The 19545-nt window shown below is 70.6% G+C and carries 14 protein-coding genes, 1 tRNA gene and 1 pseudogene; 11 read left to right on the forward strand and 5 right to left on the reverse strand.

The features are described 5' to 3' along the window. Positions 1-237: 237 nt before the first annotated feature. From ACWC9R_RS24235 to ACWC9R_RS24245, 3 genes are all read left to right on the forward strand, one after another. The gene (locus ACWC9R_RS24235) at positions 238-1785 is read left to right on the forward strand and encodes a DUF7059 domain-containing protein (protein ID WP_450734553.1); all 1548 of its coding nucleotides are present in this window, start codon (positions 238-240) and stop codon (positions 1783-1785) included. Positions 1786-1884: 99 nt separating this feature from the next. Next, entirely contained in the window at positions 1885-2082 is a 198-nt protein-coding gene (locus ACWC9R_RS24240) for a hypothetical protein (RefSeq protein WP_362603607.1), read from the forward strand. Positions 2083-2314: 232 nt separating this feature from the next. Then, positions 2315-2719 carry a hypothetical protein gene (locus ACWC9R_RS24245; RefSeq protein ID WP_450734447.1) on the forward strand — a complete coding sequence of 135 codons (405 nt, stop codon included), beginning with the start codon at positions 2315-2317 and terminating at the stop codon, positions 2717-2719. Between the two features lie 45 nt (positions 2720-2764). On the opposite strand, the gene ACWC9R_RS24250 is transcribed toward ACWC9R_RS24245, so the two are convergent. After that, positions 2765-3205, reverse strand: a complete 441-nt coding sequence (locus tag ACWC9R_RS24250) for a DUF2752 domain-containing protein (protein ID WP_450734449.1) — start codon at positions 3203-3205, stop codon at positions 2765-2767. Continuing rightward, positions 3202-3831, reverse strand: coding sequence for a hypothetical protein (locus ACWC9R_RS24255; RefSeq protein WP_450734450.1), 630 nt, complete (start codon positions 3829-3831; stop codon positions 3202-3204). The genes ACWC9R_RS24250 and ACWC9R_RS24255 overlap by 4 nt, the downstream gene beginning before the upstream one ends. A gap of 508 nt (positions 3832-4339) precedes the next feature. Here ACWC9R_RS24255 and topA point away from each other — a divergent pair. The 5 genes from topA to ACWC9R_RS24280 all read left to right on the forward strand — a co-directional run bounded on the left by topA (position 4340) and on the right by ACWC9R_RS24280 (position 14101). Beyond that, positions 4340-7180 carry a type I DNA topoisomerase gene (gene topA / locus ACWC9R_RS24260; protein WP_450734452.1) on the forward strand — a complete coding sequence of 947 codons (2841 nt, stop codon included), beginning with the start codon at positions 4340-4342 and terminating at the stop codon, positions 7178-7180. 122 nt (positions 7181-7302) lie between these two features. Further along, positions 7303-10596: a dTMP kinase gene (gene tmk, locus ACWC9R_RS24265; RefSeq protein WP_450734454.1), complete on the forward strand. Its 3294-nt coding sequence runs from the start codon at positions 7303-7305 to the stop codon at positions 10594-10596. A gap of 238 nt (positions 10597-10834) precedes the next feature. Beyond that, complete coding sequence (locus ACWC9R_RS24270; protein ID WP_450734455.1) at positions 10835-12070, forward strand: DNA polymerase III subunit delta'; 1236 nt, start codon at positions 10835-10837, stop codon at positions 12068-12070. Positions 12071-12335: 265 nt separating this feature from the next. Further along, positions 12336-13925 carry an alpha/beta hydrolase gene (locus ACWC9R_RS24275; protein ID WP_450734457.1) on the forward strand — a complete coding sequence of 530 codons (1590 nt, stop codon included), beginning with the start codon at positions 12336-12338 and terminating at the stop codon, positions 13923-13925. Between the two features lie 102 nt (positions 13926-14027). Beyond that, positions 14028-14101 (forward strand) — tRNA-Thr (locus ACWC9R_RS24280). A gap of 200 nt (positions 14102-14301) precedes the next feature. Here ACWC9R_RS24280 and ACWC9R_RS24285 read toward each other — a convergent pair. The 3 genes and pseudogenes from ACWC9R_RS24285 to ACWC9R_RS24295 all read right to left on the reverse strand — a co-directional run. Then, positions 14302-14424: pseudogene (locus ACWC9R_RS24285) on the reverse strand (NUDIX hydrolase); the annotation flags it as partial. Positions 14425-15054: 630 nt separating this feature from the next. Then, complete coding sequence (locus tag ACWC9R_RS24290) at positions 15055-15915, reverse strand: DUF7687 domain-containing protein (RefSeq protein WP_450734459.1); 861 nt, start codon at positions 15913-15915, stop codon at positions 15055-15057. Then, positions 15912-16145 carry a helix-turn-helix domain-containing protein gene (locus tag ACWC9R_RS24295; RefSeq protein ID WP_450734461.1) on the reverse strand — a complete coding sequence of 78 codons (234 nt, stop codon included), beginning with the start codon at positions 16143-16145 and terminating at the stop codon, positions 15912-15914. The genes ACWC9R_RS24290 and ACWC9R_RS24295 overlap by 4 nt, the downstream gene beginning before the upstream one ends. Before the next feature lie 30 nt (positions 16146-16175). Here ACWC9R_RS24295 and ACWC9R_RS24300 point away from each other — a divergent pair, with 30 nt between their 5' ends. From ACWC9R_RS24300 to ACWC9R_RS24310, 3 genes are all read left to right on the forward strand, one after another. Beyond that, a complete protein-coding gene (locus tag ACWC9R_RS24300; RefSeq protein WP_450734555.1) occupies positions 16176-17234 on the forward strand; it encodes a Dam family site-specific DNA-(adenine-N6)-methyltransferase in 1059 nt (352 codons plus the stop codon). Positions 17235-17476: 242 nt separating this feature from the next. Then, the gene (gene ilvA / locus ACWC9R_RS24305) at positions 17477-18727 is read left to right on the forward strand and encodes a threonine ammonia-lyase IlvA (protein WP_450734463.1); all 1251 of its coding nucleotides are present in this window, start codon (positions 17477-17479) and stop codon (positions 18725-18727) included. 12 nt (positions 18728-18739) lie between these two features. Then, positions 18740-19456: a TioE family transcriptional regulator gene (locus tag ACWC9R_RS24310; protein ID WP_450734464.1), complete on the forward strand. Its 717-nt coding sequence runs from the start codon at positions 18740-18742 to the stop codon at positions 19454-19456. Positions 19457-19545 lie beyond the last annotated feature (89 nt).

The following is a 19545-nucleotide window of genomic DNA, read 5'->3' on the forward strand; positions in this document are numbered from 1 at the left end:
TATCGGGGCGACCCTCCGCCTTGCGATCGCACGCACCAGACGCCGCGGGGCCGCCCTTCGGGCGAACGACGGGAGTTTGACGACAGGTCCTAGCGAGCTTCCCGGCGCGGCCGCACGCGGGGCCGCGCCCGGAAGCCGGGAGATCCGCACCACTGCCAACGGCTCCGACGGCCTGGCGACGCGCCCGGGAAGGGTGTGCCGCCGGGCCGTCGCCGTTTGTCGGTGGCAGGGCCGACAATGGTGGGCGTGAGTACGCACCTCCCCACCGCAGATGTCCAGGACCCCGAGAGCAACGCCCGCACGGCCAGGCTGCGCGAGGCGCTGCTGGCCGCCGCCTTCACCGCCGACGGGCTGCTGGAGCTGCTCGGCGCGCCGGCCTATGCCGCGCTCGCCCGCAGCGAGACCGTCCCCGCCCTGAGGGCGACGCGCGGCGACAGCCCGCTGGAGACCCTGGTGCGGCTGTTCCTGCTCCAGCGCCCGGTGGAGCTGCGGCGGGCGCGGGCCGCGCTGCCGGTCGAGGACTGCCTCGCCGACGGCTGGCTGGTGCAGGACGGCGACGAGGTGCGCGCCAGTGTGGACGTGCGTCCGTACGGCGGCCCCGAGGGGCAGGACTGGTGGATCGTCTCCGACCTGGGCTGTGCGGTCGGCGGGGCCGGCGGTATCCGGGGCGGCGGGGAGGCGGACCGCGCGGAGCTGGTGCTCGGCGTCGGCGGGGCGTCCACGACGCTGGCCGGGATCACCGTGCGCCGGCCGGTCGCCAGGGCGCTCGACCTCGGCACCGGCTCCGGCATCCAGGCGCTGCACGCGGCGCAGCACGCCTCCCGCGTCACGGCCACCGACCTCAACCCCCGGGCGCTGCGGATCACCGCGCTGACCCTGGCGCTCTCCGGGGCGGGCACGGCGGACCTGCGGGAGGGCTCGCTGTTCGAGCCCGTCGGAGACGAGACGTACGACCTGATCGTGTCCAACCCGCCGTTCGTGATCTCCCCGGGCGCCCGGCTCACCTACCGGGACGGCGGGATGGGCGGCGACGACCTGTGCCGCACGCTCGTCCAGCAGGCCGCCGCACACCTCAACGACGGCGGATACTGCCAGCTGCTGGCCAACTGGCAGCACGTGGCGGGCGAGGAGTGGCAGGACCGGCTGCGGTCCTGGGTGCCGCGGGGCTGTGACGCCTGGATCGTGCAGCGCGAGGTGCAGGACGTCACCCAGTACGCCGAGCTGTGGCTGCGCGACGCGGGCGACCACCGGGCGGACGAGGAGGCGTACGCCGCGCGGTACGACGCCTGGCTCGACGAGTTCGAGGCCCGCAAGACCAAGGCCATCGGCTTCGGCTGGATCACCCTGCGCAAGTCCGGCTCCGACACCCCCTCCGTCACCGTCGAGGAATGGCCGCATCCGGTCGAGCAGCCCCTGGGGGAGTCGGTCGTACGGCACTTCGACCGCCAGGACTTTCTGCGGGCCACGGACGACGCGGCGCTGCTTTCCGGTCACTTCCGGCTCGCCGACGAGGTGGTCCAGGAGCAGGTCGGGCTGCCCGGGGCGGAGGACCCGGAGCATGTGGTGCTGCGTCAGAACCGCGGTATGCGGAGGGCCACGAAGGTGGACACGGTCGGCGCGGGCTTCGCCGGGGTGTGTGACGGCACCCTGCCCGCCGGACGGATTCTGGACGCCATCGCCCAACTCGTCGGCGAGGACCCGGTCCTGCTGCGGGACCGCACCCCGGCCTCGATCCGGATGCTGGTCGAGCAGGGGTTCCTGGAGCCGGTGGCCGCGCAGGACTGACGCGTACGGCGGACGGGGGCGGGGGCGGGGCGGGCGACATACCGGCGCCGTTCATCCGGCGTTCGCCGGAATGCCGCCCCGGGGTGCCACGCTGCCCGCATGGAGACTGGACCCGAGGCATTCGCCGGTGTGGTGTTCGCGCTGTTCGGCGCCGGACTGCTGGTGTGGACGGGCGTCTGCGCACGGACCGGTGCGCCGGTCGCCGACGGTGTCAGCCGTCCGGTCGCCGCCGTGACGACGCTGCTGGCCGGGGTGGCGTTCCTGGCGACCGGCTGCTGGCTGCTGGTGGCGTTGTAGCCGCGGGCGTCGCCCCGTTGTTCCGGCCGCCCGTCGGTTCGCCACCCCCTGGCGAGGCGCCGTCCTCAACTGCCCTCGAAGGGCGCTCCGTTCACTTCCGGCCAGTTCTGTCATAAATGGCCGGTGTGTGCCGGTACGAGGGAACTTTCCGCTGCCGACGGGCATGTTCCTCAGTGAAGGTCACCAACAGTCCGGTCGCCCAACGGGCCGGCCCCTTCCGTGAGGAACCTCCATGAACCGTGCATTCCGCTCCGCCGCCGTCGGCGTCATCGCCGTCTCCCTGCTGGCCGGCGGCTCGGCCGCGGCCTTCGCCGCCCCGCAGGACCTCCACTCGCCCAAGCCGGTCGTGGCCACCGCACCGGCCGCCGCCTCCCTGACGGCCAAGGCCAGTGCGACGACGGTCAAGGCCTGGGAGCAGTTCCGGATCACCGGCGTCGCCAAGGGCATCAAGGCCGGCACCAAGCTGACCGTCCAGCAGAAGCAGGGCACGAAGTGGGTCTCGCTGCCCGCGCAGACCCCGGTCAACTCCAGCGGCGCGTACGCGGTGCGGGTCAAGCTCGGCCTCAAGGGCGTCAACCAGCTCCGCATGGCCACCGGCAGCACTGTCTCCCCGGTGGTCACCGTCACCGTGCGCTGAGCCGGGGCAACGAGGGCGGACGGTCCGGACCGTCGCCGGACCGTCCTAGCCGACGAGATTGCGGGCGAGCATCCACACCGCGGCAATGCCGAGCACCACGGCATTGCCGCGGCCCGACAGCCGGGGCCGGTACACCCGCCCACGGAGGCCGGCGACCAGCCAGCGCCCCACGGCGTACGCCACGGCCGGCCCGCCCAGGACGAGCAGCACCGCGTTGTCGTGGAAGGCCGTCACGAGCTCGCCGTGCATCAGGTCGTACGCCATCCGCGTCCCGCCGCACAGCGGGCACAGCAGCCCGGTGGTCCATTTGAAGGGGCAGGGGATCAGCAGCTGCCCCGGCTGGTGCGGATCGGTGTGCCAGAGATAGACGGCCGCCGCCGCACCGGCGCCGAGCATGACCGCCGCCCGGCGGAGGGTGCGCGTCCGGACCGACGCCCCCGTGGGGCCAGCGGGCTCGGCCGGACCCCAGGGCTCCCCGGCGCTCACACGCTCAGCGAGCGGGCGTAGTTGACCTGGTTGAGCACGAACATCACCTGCTCGCGGGACTGCACCGGGATCATCGTGGCGTGGTGCCGGCCGCCGCTGTTCACCGTGACCTGCACGAACCCGGTCGTCACCCGCTCCTTCATCAGCAGGAAGAGCAGACCGAGCAGACAGAAGAGGAAGAAGACGATGGCCAGCACGACCGCGTGCGTCGGCATCCTCTCCTCCGTCCGCGACATGTCGGTCGCCGTCCACACCGCGCCCTTGAGCGGCATCGGCCCGGCCGGCGTCATGATCGTGTCGCCGGTCACCGCGATGTCGCCGAGCGACAGCGCCATCCCGCCGGGCTGGGCGCCGGGCGGGAAGCCGGCGGGCCCCGGCTGCTGCACCGGCGGGCCCGGCGGGAAACCGGGCGGCGGCGTCGGCTGTCCGGCGTCCTGCGGATAGCCGTATCCGGGCTGGGGCTGTGCGGCGGGCGGATAGCCGTATCCGGGCTCCCCGGGGCGGCCGCCCTGCGGGTAGCCGTAGCCGGCGTCGGCGGGCGGGGCGCTCTCCGGTGCGGCGTAGGGATTCTGGTTGGGCCGGCCGGGCGGCTGCTCCGGAGGCGGTCCGGGGTGCTGATGGGCCATGGGTGCTGTTCCCCCCGAGAGTGCGTGACGACGGCGACATGCGGCTCCGACGGCGAGCCGTGCCGTGTCCATCCTGCCAGCCCGCTCACGTGCTGTATCAAGGCAATGACGGCATCCGGCGCCGCCTTGTCACAGTCGCCGGTCCGGTGGACGGTGCGGTGACCGGACCCGGGCGGGCGGTGTGGTGCAAGGGATTCGTCACTGTGTGAGATCGCCGGAGGTGCCGGGGCCACGGCGCGCACGGAACGGCCGGCGTGGACACCGGGGAGTGGAACGGTCCCGTCATGATCCACGGGGCCGTCCCCGGGGCCCGTGTCGGGCGCCTGAAGCGGTCCGGGCGGCATGAAGGCATGTAGTCGGGTTACCGTTCGAGTGGCGTTGCGGGGTTTTTCCGTTTGACACGGGGCCGGGAGGTACCGTCACACTCCGCAGCGTCAAGCGTCACCGCAGTGCGCCCCGGCGTCCGGCCGGGGAGCAATCCCAGCGTCGACCGGAGAGAAGAGCGAAGTTGTCCCCGACCAGCGAGACCACAGACGGCGGCCGCCGCCGACTCGTCATCGTCGAGTCGCCTGCCAAGGCGAAGACGATCAAGGGCTACCTCGGCCCTGGCTACGTGGTCGAGGCCAGCGTCGGACACATCCGCGACCTGCCGAACGGCGCCGCAGAGGTCCCGGCGAAGTACAAGGGCGAGCCCTGGGCCCGGCTCGGCGTGAATGTCGACGCCGAGTTCCAGCCGATCTACGTCGTCAACAGTGACAAGAAGGACCAGGTCAAGAAGCTCAAGGAGCTGCTGGCCGAGTCCGACGAGCTCTATCTCGCCACAGATGAGGACCGCGAGGGCGAGGCCATCGCCTGGCACCTCCAGGAGATCCTCAAGCCCAAGGTCCCCGTCCACCGGATGGTCTTCCACGAGATCACCAAGGACGCGATCCGTGAGGCCGTCGCCAATCCGCGCGATCTGAACCAGAAGCTGGTCGACGCCCAGGAGACCCGCCGTATCCTCGACCGCCTCTACGGCTACGAGGTCTCGCCGGTCCTGTGGAAGAAGGTCATGCCGCGGCTGTCGGCAGGCCGGGTGCAGTCCGTGGCGACCCGTCTCGTCGTCGAGCGGGAGCGCGAGCGCATCGCCTTCCGCTCCGCCGAGTACTGGGACCTCACCGGCACCTTCTCGACCGGCCGGGCCGGGGACGCGAGCGACCCGTCGACGCTGACCGCCCGGCTGAACACCGTCGACGGCCGCCGTATCGCCCAGGGCCGGGACTTCGGCTCCAACGGGCAGCTCAAGAACGACGTTCTCCATCTGGACGAGGCGAACGCCCGCGCGCTCGCCGCCGCCCTGGAGCACACCGAGTTCGCGGTGCGCTCGGTCGAGTCCAAGCCCTACCGTCGCTCCCCGTACGCCCCGTTCCGTACGACCACCCTCCAGCAGGAGGCCAGCCGCAAGCTCGGCTTCGGCGCCAAGGCGACCATGCAGGTGGCGCAGAAGCTGTACGAGAACGGCTACATCACCTATATGCGTACGGACTCCACCACGCTCTCGGACACCGCGGTCGCCGCGGCCCGGGCGCAGGTGACCCATCTGTACGGCGCGAACTACCTGCCGGACAAGCCGCGCACCTACGCCGGCAAGGTCAAGAACGCCCAGGAGGCGCACGAGGCGATCCGCCCCTCCGGCGACCGCTTCCGCACCCCGGCCGAGACCGGCCTGACCGGCGACCAGTTCAGGCTCTACGAGCTGATCTGGAAGCGGACCGTCGCCTCCCAGATGAAGGACGCGACCGGTAACTCCGTCACGGTCAAGATCGGCGGCCGCTCCGCCGACGGCCGGGACGCCGAGTTCAGCGCGTCCGGCAAGACCATCACCTTCCACGGCTTCCTGAAGGCCTATGTGGAGGGCGCCGACGACCCGAACGCGGAGCTCGACGACCGCGAGCGCCGGCTGCCGCAGGTCGCCGAGGGCGACGCGCTGGCCGCGCGGGAGATCACCGCCGACGGGCACGCCACCAAGCCGCCCGCCCGCTACACCGAGGCCACCCTGGTCAAGGAGCTGGAGGAGCGCGAGATCGGCCGCCCGTCGACCTACGCGTCGATCATCGGCACGATCCTCGACCGCGGCTACGTCTTCAAGAAGGGCACCGCGCTCGTCCCGTCCTTCCTGTCGTTCGCGGTGGTCAACCTCCTGGAGAAGCACTTCGGCCGGCTGGTCGACTACAGCTTCACCGCCAAGATGGAGGACGACCTCGACCGCATCGCCCGTGGTGAGGCGCAGTCCGTGCCGTGGCTGCGGCGCTTCTACTTCGGCGAGGGGCACGGCGAGGGCGGTGCCGCGGACGCCGGCAACGGCGACGGCGACCACCTCGGCGGGCTCAAGGAACTGGTCGAGGACCTGGGCGCGATCGACGCCCGGGAGATCTCGTCCTTCCCGGTCAGCGAGGACATCAAGCTGCGGGTCGGCCGCTACGGCCCGTATGTGGAGCGCGGGGAGAAGGACGCCGAGGGCCACCAGCGCGCCGACGTCCCCGACGACCTCGCGCCCGACGAGCTGACCCTGGAGTACGCGGAGGAGCTGCTCGCCAAGCCGAGCGGTGACTTCGAGCTGGGCATGGACCCGGAGAGCGGTCACCAGATCGTCGCCAAGGACGGCCGCTACGGTCCGTACGTCACCGAGATCCTGCCCGAGGGCACCCCGAAGACCGGCAAGAACGCGGTCAAGCCGCGCACCGCCTCGCTCTTCAAGTCGATGTCCCTGGACACGGTGACGCTGGCGGACGCGCTCAAGCTGATGTCGCTGCCGCGGGTCGTCGGCAAGGACCCCGAGGGCGTCGAGATCACCGCGCAGAACGGCCGCTACGGCCCGTATCTGAAGAAGGGCACCGACTCGCGCTCCCTGGAGACCGAGGAGCAGCTCTTCTCGATCACCGTCGACGAGGCGCTGGCCATCTACGCGCAGCCCAAGCAGCGCGGGCGGGCCGCCGCCAAGCCGCCGCTGAAGGAGCTGGGCACGGACCCGGTCAGCGGCAAGCCGGTGGTGGTCAAGGACGGCCGCTTCGGTGCGTACGTGACCGACGGCGAGACCAACGCGACGCTGCGGCGGGACGACGACGTCGAGACCGTCACCGCCGAGCGGGGCTACGAGCTGCTGGCGGAGAAGCGCGCCAAGGGGCCGGCGAAGAAGACCGCGAAGAAGGCGGCCAAGAAGGCGCCGGCCAAGAAGACGGCCGCGAAGAAGACGACCACGGCCAAGAAGACCGCGGCGAAGAAGACGACCACGGCCAAGAAGACGACCGCCAAGAAGACCACCGCGAAGAAGGCGGCGGCGAAGAAGACGGCGGCGCCGGCCGAGGACTGAAGGCGGCGCCACACGGCGGAACCGCAGGTCAAGGGGCGGGCCCGACGGACATGTTCCGTCGGGCCCGCCCCTTTGTTCGGGCAGGCGCTCGACGCTCCGCGCCGTATCGATAGGCTGGCGAGATGACGCGTGCCGAGCAGCCAACGGTCGTGACCCCCACATCAGGCGCCCTAGCGGCGGATTCCCGCGAGCGCGCCGTGCGCGCCCTGCTCCGCTTCCCCCCACTGAAGCGACTGTGGAGCGCCCAATTCGTCGGGGGCATCGGCGATGCCCTGTCCATGCTTGTCCTCGTACTGCTCGCCCTCCAGGCGGCGTTGTACGTCCCCCTGGGCGGCGAGGCCGTCTTCGGCGGCGGTTATCGGGGAGCCGCCCTCGCGGTCACCGTGGTCTTCGCGGCCCGGATGCTGGCGATGCTGCTCTTCGGAGCCGTCCTGCTGGGCCCGCTGTCCGCGCTGACGGCGCCGGCCGGCCCGCTGGACCGGCGCTGGACGATGATCGGCGCGGATGTGCTGCGGCTCGCGCTGCTGGTCATCGCGCCCCTCTGGATCGACTGGACGCCCGGTGACGCACTGGCCTGGCTGCTGGTCACGGTCTTCCTCACCGGTGTCGCCGAACGCTTCTGGACCGTCGCACGGGAGAGCGCCGCCCCCGGCCTGCTGCCCGCCCCGCCCCCCGAGGGCGCCGCGGTCCGCCCGCTGCCCGACAACATGGACGCCCTGCGCCGCCTCTCGCTGCGCACCGCCTTCGTCTCGCTGCCGATCGCGGCCGCCGCCCTGGTGGTCGTCACCCTCATCAGCAAGCTGCTGGGCACCGGCATCGACTGGTTCCACCTCCACCAGGCCGCGCTCGGCTCCTACGTGGCCGCCGGGCTGTTCGCCGCCTCCGTGTCGATCCTCTACTTCATCGAGTTCCCCGGTGTGCCGACGCCGCGGCCGCGCTCCCCTCTGGAGGGGCTGCGCCGGCCGTCCGCGGCAGCGAAGTCCGGTCGCCCCCAGGGCGGGAAGGACGCGGACGACGCGGCCCGCCCGGCCGCCGACAAGGGCCGTACGGGCGCGATCCCGCTGCTGGTGGCGGCCTGCGCCGCGGTGGCCGGAGCCCTCGCCGCGGCCGTCTCCCTCGCCGTCCTGCACGGCTACGACCTGGCCGGCGGCCCGGCCACCTTCGCGCTGCTGGTCCTTGCGCTGACCGGCGGTACGGCCGTCGGCATCCGCGGCGCCCAGCGGGTGCTGCCCACGCTCTCCCGGCGCCGGCTGCTCGCCCTCGCGGTGGCCGCCACCGGCCTCGCGCTGCTGGCCATGGGCCTGGTCCCGGACCCGACGACGGTGCTGGTGCTCGGGCTGCTGGCCGGTGTCAGCGCCGGAGTCGCGGCCAATACGGGGCATGTCCTGCTGGACCAGGAGTCCGAGGAGTCCCGCACCGCCCGTACGACCGAGCATCTGCAGGCCGTCGTCCGGCTCTCCATCGCGCTGGCCGCCATCGTCGCGCCGCTGCTCGCGGCCGTCATCGGCCCGCACCACCTCGGCGACGGGGCCTTCAACTTCGCGTACGGCGGCGCCGCCTACACCCTGATGCTGACCGGTGCGCTGCTGCTGCCGGTCGCCGCGCTGGTGCTCGGCAAGGCCGATGACCGGCAGGGTGTACCGCTGCGGCGTGACCTGCGGGAGGCGCTGCGCGGCGGCGACCCGGTGCAGGCCCCCGCCCCCACCGGCTTCTTCATCGCCCTGGAGGGCGGCGACGGCGCCGGCAAGTCCACCCAGGTCGAGGCGCTGGCGGAGTGGATTCGCGGCAAGGGCCACGAGGTCGTGGTGACCCGCGAGCCGGGCGCCACCGCCATCGGCAAGCGGCTGCGATCGATCATCCTCGACGTCTCGACGTCCGGACTCTCGGACCGCGCCGAGGCGCTGATGTTCGCCGCCGACCGCGCCGAGCACGTCAACAGCGTCATCCGGCCCGCCCTGGAGCGCGGCGCGGTCGTCATCACCGACCGGTACACCGACTCCTCCGTCGCGTACCAGGGCGCCGGGCGCAACCTCGCCCCCACGGAGATCGCCCGGATCTCGCGCTGGGCCACCGACGGCCTGGTGCCGCATCTGACGGTGCTGCTCGACGTCTCCCCGGAGACCGCACGGGAGCGCTTCACCGAGGCACCGGACCGGCTGGAGTCCGAGCCCGCCGCCTTCCACCAGCGGGTACGGTCCGGCTTCCTCACCCTGGCCGCCGCCGACCCCGCGCGCTATCTGGTCGTTGACGCCGGCCAGGAACCGGAAGCCGTCACCACCGTCGTACGGCACCGCCTCGACCAGGTGCTCCCGCTGTCCGAGACCGAACTCCAGGCACAGGCCGAGGCCCGTAAGGCGGCCGAGGAGGAGGCCCGCCGCAAGGCCGAGGAGGAGGCCGCGCGCAAGGCGGAGGAGGAGCGCCTGGAGCAGGAGCGCCAGGAGCAGCTCGCCAAGCTGCGCGCCGAGGAGGAGGAGCGCAAGCGCCGCGAGGCAGAGGAGGCGCGGGCACGCGAGGAGGCCCGGCAGGCCGAGGAGGCCCGTAAGCGCGCCGAGGAGGCCCGGCTGGCCGCGGAGGCGGAGCGCGCCCGCCGCGAGGCGGAGGAACGCGCCCGCCAGGCCGAGCAGGAGCGGCTGCGCCAGCAGCACGAGGAGGAGGCGCGGCTCCGTAAGGAGGCCGAGGAGCGCCGCCTGGAGAAGCAGCGCAAGGCCGAGGCGGCACTGGTGCGCGCCGAGGAGGCGCGGAAGGCGGCGGCCGAGGCGGCTGCTGCGGCGGAGGCCAAGGCCGCGGCCGAGGCGGCGGAGGCGGCCGACGCGCCCACGGCGGAGACCTACGTCGCCGACCTGCGGAAGCGGCTCGGCGAGAGCGCGCCCGAGGATGACGCCCCGTCCTCCGGTTCCGGCTCGGACAGCGAGCGGACCGAGGAGTCGCTGCCGCGGCCTACGGCACCGGACAACGGCGACCGCGCGGCGGACGAGACCGCGGTGCTGCCGTCGGTGCAGGACACGCAGGACCCCTGGCGCGGCCTGGACACCGGCGCGGACGCGGAGCAGACCGCCGTGCTGCCGCCCGTACGGGGCGAGGACCCGCGCGGTGGGGACCAGCGGAGCGGCGATCCCGCCGACCGGGTGCCGCCGTGGATGTTCCGCAAGGAGACGCCGGAGGCCTCCGGGAGGAACGGCGCGGCGTCCGTGCCCGCGGAGTCGCGCACCGAGCGCACCCGCGAACTCCCGCAGATCGACCCGGTGACCGGCCACCCCGTGGAGCCCCCGCAGCGCCGCCGCCCCGAATGGGCGGAGGAGACCCCGCTGGACGATCTGCCCACGCTCGCCGACGAACTCCTCGGTTCGCACGACGACGAGGACGCGGACGGCGGCCGGGGCGGGAACGGCCGTCGCGGCGGCCGGGGACGGCGCTAGCGCAGGCCGCGACACCTCGTACGACCGGCCGTGGCCGCAGCGGACATGCTGCGGCCACGGCCGTTTTCCGCCCCCGGAGCGGGCCGTCCGGCCGCCCCGCGCCGGCTTCCGGATTCGTTTGTCAGTGGGTTGCACCACAATGGGTCGGGCGCGGAGCACTGCGCGGTGCGCAGGGCCGGACGCACCCGCCCTCCGCGGCGGCACGGGCAGGACGGCACGGAAGGAACGGCGGACAGCGATGGCGGTATGGGACGACGTGGTCGGCCAGGAGCGGGTGACGGCGACGCTGGCCGCGGCCGCGCGCGATGCGGACGCCCTCGTCACCGCGCAGCAGACGGGGCAGGAGCCGGCGCCCGGCGAGCGCGCGGACGACGGCGGCACCTCCCAGATGACGCACGCCTGGCTGTTCACGGGTCCGCCCGGCTCCGGCCGGGCCACCGCGGCCCGCGCCTTCGCCGCCGCCCTCCAGTGCGTCAGCCCGGACCGTGCCCTCGGCGGCGCCCCCGGCTGCGGCTTCTGCGACGGCTGCCACACGGCCCTCATCGGCACCCACGCCGACGTCGAGATCGTCCGTACGGACCTGCTGTCCATCGGCGTCAAGGAGACCCGTGACCTGGTCCGCCGGTCCTCGCTCTCCCCGTCCGGCGGCCGCTGGCAGGTGATCGTCCTGGAGGACGCCGACCGCCTCACCGAAGGCGCCGGCAACGTCCTCCTCAAGGCCGTCGAGGAGCCCGCGCCCCGTACGGTCTGGCTGCTCTGCACCCCCTCCGTGGAGGACGTCCTCCCCACCATCCGCTCACGCTGCCGCCTGCTCTCGCTGCGGACGCCGCCGGTCGACGCGGTCGCCGACGTCCTCGTCCGGCGGGACGGCATCGAGCCGGAGGCCGCCGCCAGGGCCGCCCGCGCCACCCAGGGGCACATCGACCGGGCCCGCCGCCTCGCCACCGACGAGCGCGCCCGGTCCCGCCGGGCGGCCGTCCTCAAACTCCCGCTCCGCGTCGACGACATCGGCGGCTGCCTCAAGGCCGCCCAGGAGCTGATCGACGCCGCGGGGGAGGACGCCAAGCAGGTCGCCGAGGAGGTCGACACCAAGGAGACCGAGGAACTGCGCGCCGCGCTCGGCGCCGCGGCCGGCACCGGCGGACGCCTGCCACGCGGCACGGCCGGCGCCATGAAGGAACTCCAGGACAAGCAGAAGCGCCGCTCGACCCGTACCCAGCGCGACAGCCTCGACCTGGCCCTGGTCGACCTCACCGGCTTCTACCGCGACGTCCTCGCCCTCCAGATGGGCGCGTCCGTCCCCCTCGCCAACGACGAGGTACGCGACAGCGTCCAGCGCATCGCCACCGCCTCCACCCCCGAGCGCACCCTCCGCCGCATAGAAGCCGTCATCGCCTGCCGCGAGGCCCTGGACCGCAACGTGGCCCCCCTCCTCGCGGTCGAGGCGATGACGGTGGCCCTCCGGGCCGGCTGACCCCTCCCGCCCGGGGCGACCCGCCGCTCTCCGCGGCACCGGCCCGTTATCCACAGGAGCCGCAGACAGCACGCTCTTACCTGGATACTCTCCGTGGGCGGGCCGTCACCCGTCGCCCCCCGCTCTCCACCTCCAGGGCCAACGCTCGCCCCCCCGGTAGGCCACCGCCCACCCCGCCCTCCACCTCCAGGGACCGACACCGCGCTCCACTCCACTCCCCTTCACGGCACTCCACGCTCCAGGGACCGAGACCAAGGGACCGCCCATGGCCACCAGCCGCCTGCTCCGCACCTCTGCCGCACTCCTCGCGGCCACCGCTCTGCTGATCTCCGGCTGCTCCTCGGGGAGTTCGTCCCCCGGCGGTGAGGCGTCCCCGAGCGCCAGAACGGAGGCCGGCGCCCAGCGCCCCGCCGAGGACGCCTCCCTCGCGCCCCTGCCGGCCGCCACCCCGTCCGGTCTGCGGCCGTATTACGACCAGAAGCTGAACTGGCATCCCTGTGGGGTGGCGGATTTCGAGTGCGCGACGATGAAGGCACCCCTCGACTACGCCAAGCCCAGCGCGGACACCGACCTCAAGCTCGCGGTGGCCCGTAAGAAGGCCACCGGCCCCGGCAGCAGGATCGGCTCCCTCCAGGTCAATCCGGGCGGTCCCGGCGGTTCGGCGATCGACTACCTCCAGCAGTACGCGCCCCAGCCCGCCGCGGTCCGCGCCCGCTACGACATGGTGGCGATGGACCCGCGCGGCGTGGCCCGCAGCGCACCGGTCGAGTGCCTCACCGACAAGCAGATGGACCGCTACACCCAGACCGACGTGACCCCCGACTCACCGGCCGAGGTCAACAAGCTCATCAGCGCCTACCGCAGCTTCGCCAAGGGCTGCGCCTCCCGCGCCGGCAAGCTGCTCCAGCACGTCTCCACCATCGAGGCCGCCCGCGACATGGACGTGCTGCGCGCCGTCCTGGACGACGACAAGCTCAACTTCGTGGGCGCCTCCTACGGCACCTTCCTCGGCGCGACCTACGCCGGCCTCTACCCCTCCCGCGTCGGCCGCATGGTCCTGGACGGCGCCATGAACCCGGTGCTCGACTCCCGCACCGTCAACGTCGACCAGACCGCCGGCTTCAACACCGCCTTCCGGGCGTTCGCCGCGGACTGCATCAAGCACAAGGACTGCCCGCTCGGCACCAAGAGCGTCGACGACGCCGGCCGGCAGCTCTCCGCCCTCTTCAAGAAGCTGGACGCCCATCCGGCGGCCACCGGCGAGGAGCGGAAGCTCACCGAATCCCTCGCCACCACGGGCGTCATCGCCGCCATGTACGACGAGCGCGCCTGGCCCGTCCTGCGCGACTACCTCGGCCAGGCCGAGGCCGGCAACGGCCGCGGGCTGCTCACCCTCTCCGACAGCTACTACGAGCGCGACCCGAACGGCACCTACGCCAACCAGATGTACGCCAACCCCGCCGTCAACTGCCTCGACCTCGCCTCCGCCTTCAACGGCCCCGGCCAGGTCCGCGCCGCCCTGCCCAGCTTCCGCAAGGCCTCCCCGGTCTTCGGCGAGAACTTCGCCTGGGCCGCCCTGAACTGCGCGTACTGGCCGGTCAAGCCCACCGGCACGACCCACCGCATCGAGGCCAAGGGCGCCGCCCCGATCCTCGTCGTCGGCACCACCCGCGACCCGGCCACCCCGTACACCTGGGCCAAGGCCCTCGCCGCCCAGCTCTCCAGCGCCACCCTCCTGACCTACGACGGCGACGGCCACACCGCCTACGGCCGCGGCAGCACCTGCATCGACCGAGCGATCAACAACTACCTCCTCAAGGGCACCGTCCCCCCAAAGGGCACCCACTGCAAGTGACCCACACCACACCTACCCCCTCCCGCCCCACCGCCCCCTGACCAGCCCCTCAACCGGTTACAGAGCACCCCTCCACAATGTGTAGACTGGGCCGCGCACCAAGCCGCCTTAGCTCAGTTGGCCAGAGCAACGCACTCGTAATGCGTAGGTCTCGGGTTCGAATCCCGAAGGCGGCTCAGAGGAGAAACCCCAGGTCAGGTAGTTGTTGACCTGGGGTTTTCTGTTGCTTGGGGTGGGGCGCCACGGGGCTGGGGGCTTGGGGTGGCTTGCGTGAGCGCCGCGGGCGTCGTCGGCTCATGGCGAGTGACGCACACATTGGTCGTCGGTGTGCCCCTTGGCTCGTCAGGCATGTCGTCGCAGAGCGGCGTCCTTGCCGCGCCGGGAACTGCCAGGAGAGCTGCCCTTCGCTGACCGTGCGCCGCACCAGCAGCACCCGTTCTTCGTGCACCACGATGGCGGCGTCGACCTCGCACGGCTCATCGGCCGTCTGCCGTGTCATGTCATCGCCCACCACAGGCCGGAAGAGCCAGTTCTTGTTGGCGTCGGCCACTCGCCAAGGAGGTTCAGTGTCGTCTTCCGTGCCCACTACTGTCCCCTTCGACTTGCGAGTTGAGTCGATCGACGAGGTGCTCGAGGAGGTCGAGCTCTGGCTCCGGACGCAGTTGGACCGGGGCACTGGTGCGCAAGCGCCGGTCGCTCGGTGCTCGTACGAGTCGGGGCACGTGGGTACGGATGGAGCGGTGCAGGCTGCAGAAGATTGGAAGTCAGGGCTGGAACGGGACCAAGTGTGCGGCTGTGTTGGCGGGTGTCGCGCAGCCTCAGTGGTATCGGGCGGTTGTCTGGCGTCAACCGGGCAATGCTGTGATGTGGCGGGCCGACGAGACCGAAACCGGCACGCAGGATGGCGACGCAGATCGCGGAGCACCTTCAGAGGGGCTGACGGGCTGTTCGCCCGCGGAGGAGCCGGTGGTACGTGAGGAGCGTGTCGGTGGTGGCCTCGTGGCGCAGGGCAGCGATCAGTTCTCGCAGGTGGGAAGGGGGCCATACCGGCCGTACCGACGCCGCCCCCCTTCCCACCCGGGGTAGCTGACTAGCGGTGCGGAACGCAGCCTGCCTGGGTGAGGGGGCTTCAGAAAAGGGAGTCCTCAGACTTATTCGGCTTCACCAGAGAGCAGCATTCTGCGGCAATTCGCGGCCATTCGGTCAGGACCTCCTGGCCGACTACGAGCTCGTCCAGAAGCCCGGAATAGAGTAGATCAACTGCGCGGCGAATGTCCGACTTCCTGCTGTTCCACTGTTCTCGGCCATCCATGATCGCATAATGATTGACATGGTGGCCGGACTCTTTCTCGAACATTCGAAGTTCGAGTCCAACGAGATGGAGTTCATAGATCGCGTCCGACATCTTAGATCCGCCGCCGGTCTTCCCCCAGTATTCCTTGATCTCCCAGATAGCGACGGGGTTGAGGAGATCGGGAATGGCTCCGTCCAGACGGCGGGGCGATACCCAGATACCTTGATCTGAGATCAAGGCGGCCCTGCTCTGGGGATTCGTGTTGACTGAGATATCGCTTTTCTTGCACTCGCGATAGACGATTGCATCGACGGTATTCACAAGGACTTTGGAGGAGCGATGGTACCCCTCCAGCTTGACTCCGTAGCTCTGCGAAACCTGATTGGATATGCTGCGGTAGTCAGATTCCGCCTCTTCCTCTGTGCGCATGAGAGAAAGGGCGGCATCGGATACTTCCCGTCGTTTGCTCCAGTACGCTGAAAGCCTGTCCAGGACGCTTTCATGGGCCTTCAGGTAGCTGACCAGTCCATCCGCGACGGGGGTCCCGATTGACTGCAAGACAGAAATAATCTCACGCGGGGCTATGGTGGACGCATATTTGCCGCGCTGAGTTACCTTCTGATCGGCGAGCATGCGTACGACATGCCAGAATGGATCGTCCCAGCGTGCTGCAGCGAATCCCGGCTCGCGTTTCACTTACTTGTGCCCCCGCTGTCCATCAGTAGCTCTTCCGGAGATACGTCGAGTGCGTGCGCGAGTCGGTGGATGTTGATGAGGCTAATATTTCGCTCACCGCGCTCCACGCTTCCGATATAGGTACGGTGCAGGTGAGCAATTTCAGCGAGCTTTTCCTGTGAAAATCCTCTCGTCTCGCGGAGTTCCCTCACCCGCAAGCCGAACTTGACCAAGACTGCACGATCATCCACAAAACCTGTACACTGCCCGTCGTGACGACGATGGGTCTACAGACTATGAGTAGCAATCGGCTGGGTGCGGGCAAGTCCTTCCTCAAATGGGCCGGCGGCAAGACCAGGTATGCCGATCAGCTGGCTGCTCTCGCTCCGTCCTCATATGGCCGGTATTTCGAGCCATTCATGGGCAGTGCCGCACTCTTCTTCGAGCTGGGCCCATCGAGTGCGTCGCTCTCCGACGCGAACCTTGAACTGGTGATTTGCTTCCAGCAGGTAGCCGAGAATCCTGAGAAGGTAATGGCCCTCCTGGATGGCATGCCGAATAATCGCGAGTTTTATAATCAAGAGCGCGCCAGGGAGGTGGAATCCCTTTCGGATCTCGAGCGCGCGGCCCGCGTGATTTATCTCAATAAGACGGGGTTTCGTGGGTTGTGGAGAGTTAACCGAAAGGGCGGGTTCAACGTTCCGTATGGCGCATACGATCGCCCGTACTACAACCGGGCGACTCTTCTGGCGGCCTCTGCCGCCTTGCAAGATGTTGAGATTCAGTACCGTGACTTTGCTGCAGCCCTCAAAGAGGCGAAAGCCGGTGACTGGGTTTATCTTGACCCTCCGTATATCCCCCTGGGTGGTTTCTCCGATTTCAAGCGTTATACGCCGGATCAATTCGGAGAAGAGGATCAGCGTCGCTTGGCGGCTGCCATGTCCGAAGCTGGTGAGCGTGGCGTCTATGTGACGATGTCGAACAGCGACACTCCGCTCGGGCGTGAGATCTTTTCTGATTTCTCTGTGGTGCGAATGGCTACCCGGAGGGATATCAATCTGCAGTCCAAGAGTCGGGGGAGTTGGGACTTGGTGTTTACCAACTACTCCTGCGCGCTTCCGGAGAAGGTCGAGCAAGCCCGCGAATCAAAGTCGGAAGATTCGGGCGACGAGCTGGCATTGTTTCCCAGGCTGGAGGGGCCGGTCGGCGGGCCTGTGCCAGCAGAAGTGCGGGCCTGGGCGCGCGGGGCAGGGCTGGACGTCTCTGCGCGTGGACGCATTCGCCCTGAAATTATCGCTGCGTGGCGTGAGGCCCAATCCGGCGAAGAGGCGTCCCAGTAGCCATTCAAGCTGATTCCTGTCCCCGTGAGGGCTTCTACGTCGACCTTCGCGTGAAACCGAGGCGACTGTCGACTCGGCAGAGGATCGGCTTCGGGAGTGGCGTGCAGGCTGCAAGACCGTCTGAAGCCGGGTGTCTGACAGCCCGGAGCCTGCGCGAGGGGACGGGGCAGTAGCCGTTGGGCCGACTGTCCGCATGGTGGTCCTCGGAAAGGGGTGGTCGTTTTGCGCGTTACGATCCCGAGATGGCGGCCAGGTTGGAAGCAGCGGGAATTGCGGAGGCGGCGCGGCGGCTGGGGGCGGTGGTGCGGCGTACCGCGTTGGAGGAGAACTCACGGCTGTCGGGGCTGGTCGGGAGCCGGGTTCTGCTGAAGCGGGAAGACAGCCAGGTGTGCCGTTCGTACAAGGTGCGGGGCGCGTTCAATCTGATTTCCTCGCTCACGGATGAGGAGCGGCGGCGCGGTGTCGTCTGCGCCAGTGCGGGCAACCACGGCCAGGGGGTCGCCTTCGCGTGCAGCCGGCTGGGTATACGGGGCCGGGTGTTCGTGCCGTCCAATACTCCGCGGCAGAAGCGGGAGCGCATCGCGGCGTTCGGTGGTGACGCCGTCGAGCTGGTCGTCGTCGGCAGTACGTATGACGAGGCGAGTGCCGCCGCGCACTGGGACAGTGAGGACACCGGCGCGGTGTACGTCCATCCCTTCGACGACGTGCGGACCATGGCGGGGCAGGGCACGGTCGCGCAGGAGATCACGGAGCAGGCCGACGGCGGCCTGGACACCGTGGTGGTGCCGGTCGGGGGCGGCGGCCTGATCAGCGGGATCGCGGTGTGGCTGCGGGAGCACTCGCCGGGCACCCGGATCGTCGGTGCCGAGCCGGCCGGTGCCGCGAGTATGCGGGCCGCGCTGGAGAACGGTGGGCCGGTGGCGCTGCCCCAGCTTGATTCCTTTGTCGACGGGGCGGCCGTGGGAAAGGTGGGCGAGACGGCGTTTCCGCTGGTCAAGGAGCTGGTGGATGAGGTCGTCGCGGTGGACGAGGGGGCGCTGTGCACCGAGATGCTCGATCTCTACCAGACCGACGGCATCATCGCCGAACCTGCGGGCGCGCTGGCGAGTGCGGCGGCCCGGCAGGTTCTGCCGGGGACGGGGCCGGGCACCGCGGTGTGCATCGTCTCCGGTGGCAACAATGACGTGAGCCGGTACGCCGAGGTGGTGGAGCGGTCCCTGGTGCATGTGGGGCTGCGGCACTACTTCCTGGTGACGTTCCCGCAACAGCCGGGCGCGCTGCGGCATTTCCTCGACGATGTGCTGGCCAAGGGGGAGGACATCGTCGCCTTCGAGTACGTCAAGAAGAACAACCGGGAAACCGGTCCGGCCCTTGTGGGCATCGAACTGGAGCGTCCTCAGGACCTCGACAGTCTGTTGCGGCGTATGCAGGACAGCCCTTTGCTGATCGATCGCATTTCGCCGGGATCTCCCTGGTTCTCCTTCTTGCTGTGAGAGGGGGCGGGCATGCGGCCGGCGGATCTCGGGCGGGAGTACGGGGTTTCGGCGCAGGCGGTGCGTGACTACGAGCGGGACGGGTTTCTGCCGGCCGCTGAGCGCAGCCGTAGCGGATACCGGATCTACACCGAGGTGCATGCGGCGGCGCTTCGCGCCTACCTCTCGCTGGTTGCGGGGTACGGGCACGCGGAGAGCGGGCGGATCATGAACGCGGTGCACGCGGGCGAGGTGGGGGAGGCGCTGGCGCTCATCGATCGTGGGCACGGGCGGCTGCTCCGTGAGCGGGAGACCTTCGACGGGGTGCGGAGCGCGGTGGAGCGGCTGGTGGGGGAGGCCGGTGCCGCTCCGGCCCCCGCGGCGGACCGTGAGCCGCTGACCGTCGGGGGGCTTGCCCGGCGGCTTGAGGTCACCACGGCGACCCTGCGCAACTGGGAGGAGGCCGGCATCGTCACCCCGGGGCGGGACCCCGCCACCGGATACCGCCTCTTCGGCGCCGACGACATCCGGGACGCCGAACTCGCGCACCTTCTCCGGCGCGGGGGCTATCCGCTGGACCGCATCGCGGGTGTGGTGCGGCAGATCCGTACGGCCGGCGGCACCGGCATCCTGGCCGCGGTCCTGGACGACTGGCGGCGCCGGCTCACCGCGCGGGGCCTGGCCATGCTCGACGCGTCCGCCCAGCTCAGCCACTATCTGCGGCTGAGTGAGGCCGTCGCGCCGGAGTAGCGCGGGGTGGAGGGGGCTTGCTCGCGGCCCGTTTTCGGTGGAGACGCCAGGGCATGGCCGTGCCCTCGACAGCCCCGTGCCGGTGGTGT

The organism is Streptomyces sp. NPDC001219 (assembly GCF_053597915.1).

What these genes read in the sequence shown, in the direction of transcription:
- ACWC9R_RS24240 (WP_362603607.1), top strand. Translation starts at nt 1,885, where the DNA reads ATGGAGACTGGACCCGAGGCATTCGCCGGTGTGGTGTTCGCGCTGTTC.
- ilvA (WP_450734463.1), top strand. Translation starts at nt 17,477, where the DNA reads ATGGCGGCCAGGTTGGAAGCAGCGGGAATTGCGGAGGCGGCGCGGCGG.
- tmk (WP_450734454.1), top strand. Translation starts at nt 7,303, where the DNA reads ATGACGCGTGCCGAGCAGCCAACGGTCGTGACCCCCACATCAGGCGCC.
- ACWC9R_RS24275 (WP_450734457.1), top strand. Translation starts at nt 12,336, where the DNA reads ATGGCCACCAGCCGCCTGCTCCGCACCTCTGCCGCACTCCTCGCGGCC.
- ACWC9R_RS24255 (WP_450734450.1), bottom strand. Translation starts at nt 3,831, where the DNA reads ATGGCCCATCAGCACCCCGGACCGCCTCCGGAGCAGCCGCCCGGCCGG.
- ACWC9R_RS24310 (WP_450734464.1), top strand. Translation starts at nt 18,740, where the DNA reads ATGCGGCCGGCGGATCTCGGGCGGGAGTACGGGGTTTCGGCGCAGGCG.
- ACWC9R_RS24245 (WP_450734447.1), top strand. Translation starts at nt 2,315, where the DNA reads ATGAACCGTGCATTCCGCTCCGCCGCCGTCGGCGTCATCGCCGTCTCC.
- ACWC9R_RS24235 (WP_450734553.1), top strand. Translation starts at nt 238, where the DNA reads ATGGTGGGCGTGAGTACGCACCTCCCCACCGCAGATGTCCAGGACCCC.
- ACWC9R_RS24300 (WP_450734555.1), top strand. Translation starts at nt 16,176, where the DNA reads ATGGGTCTACAGACTATGAGTAGCAATCGGCTGGGTGCGGGCAAGTCC.
- ACWC9R_RS24270 (WP_450734455.1), top strand. Translation starts at nt 10,835, where the DNA reads ATGGCGGTATGGGACGACGTGGTCGGCCAGGAGCGGGTGACGGCGACG.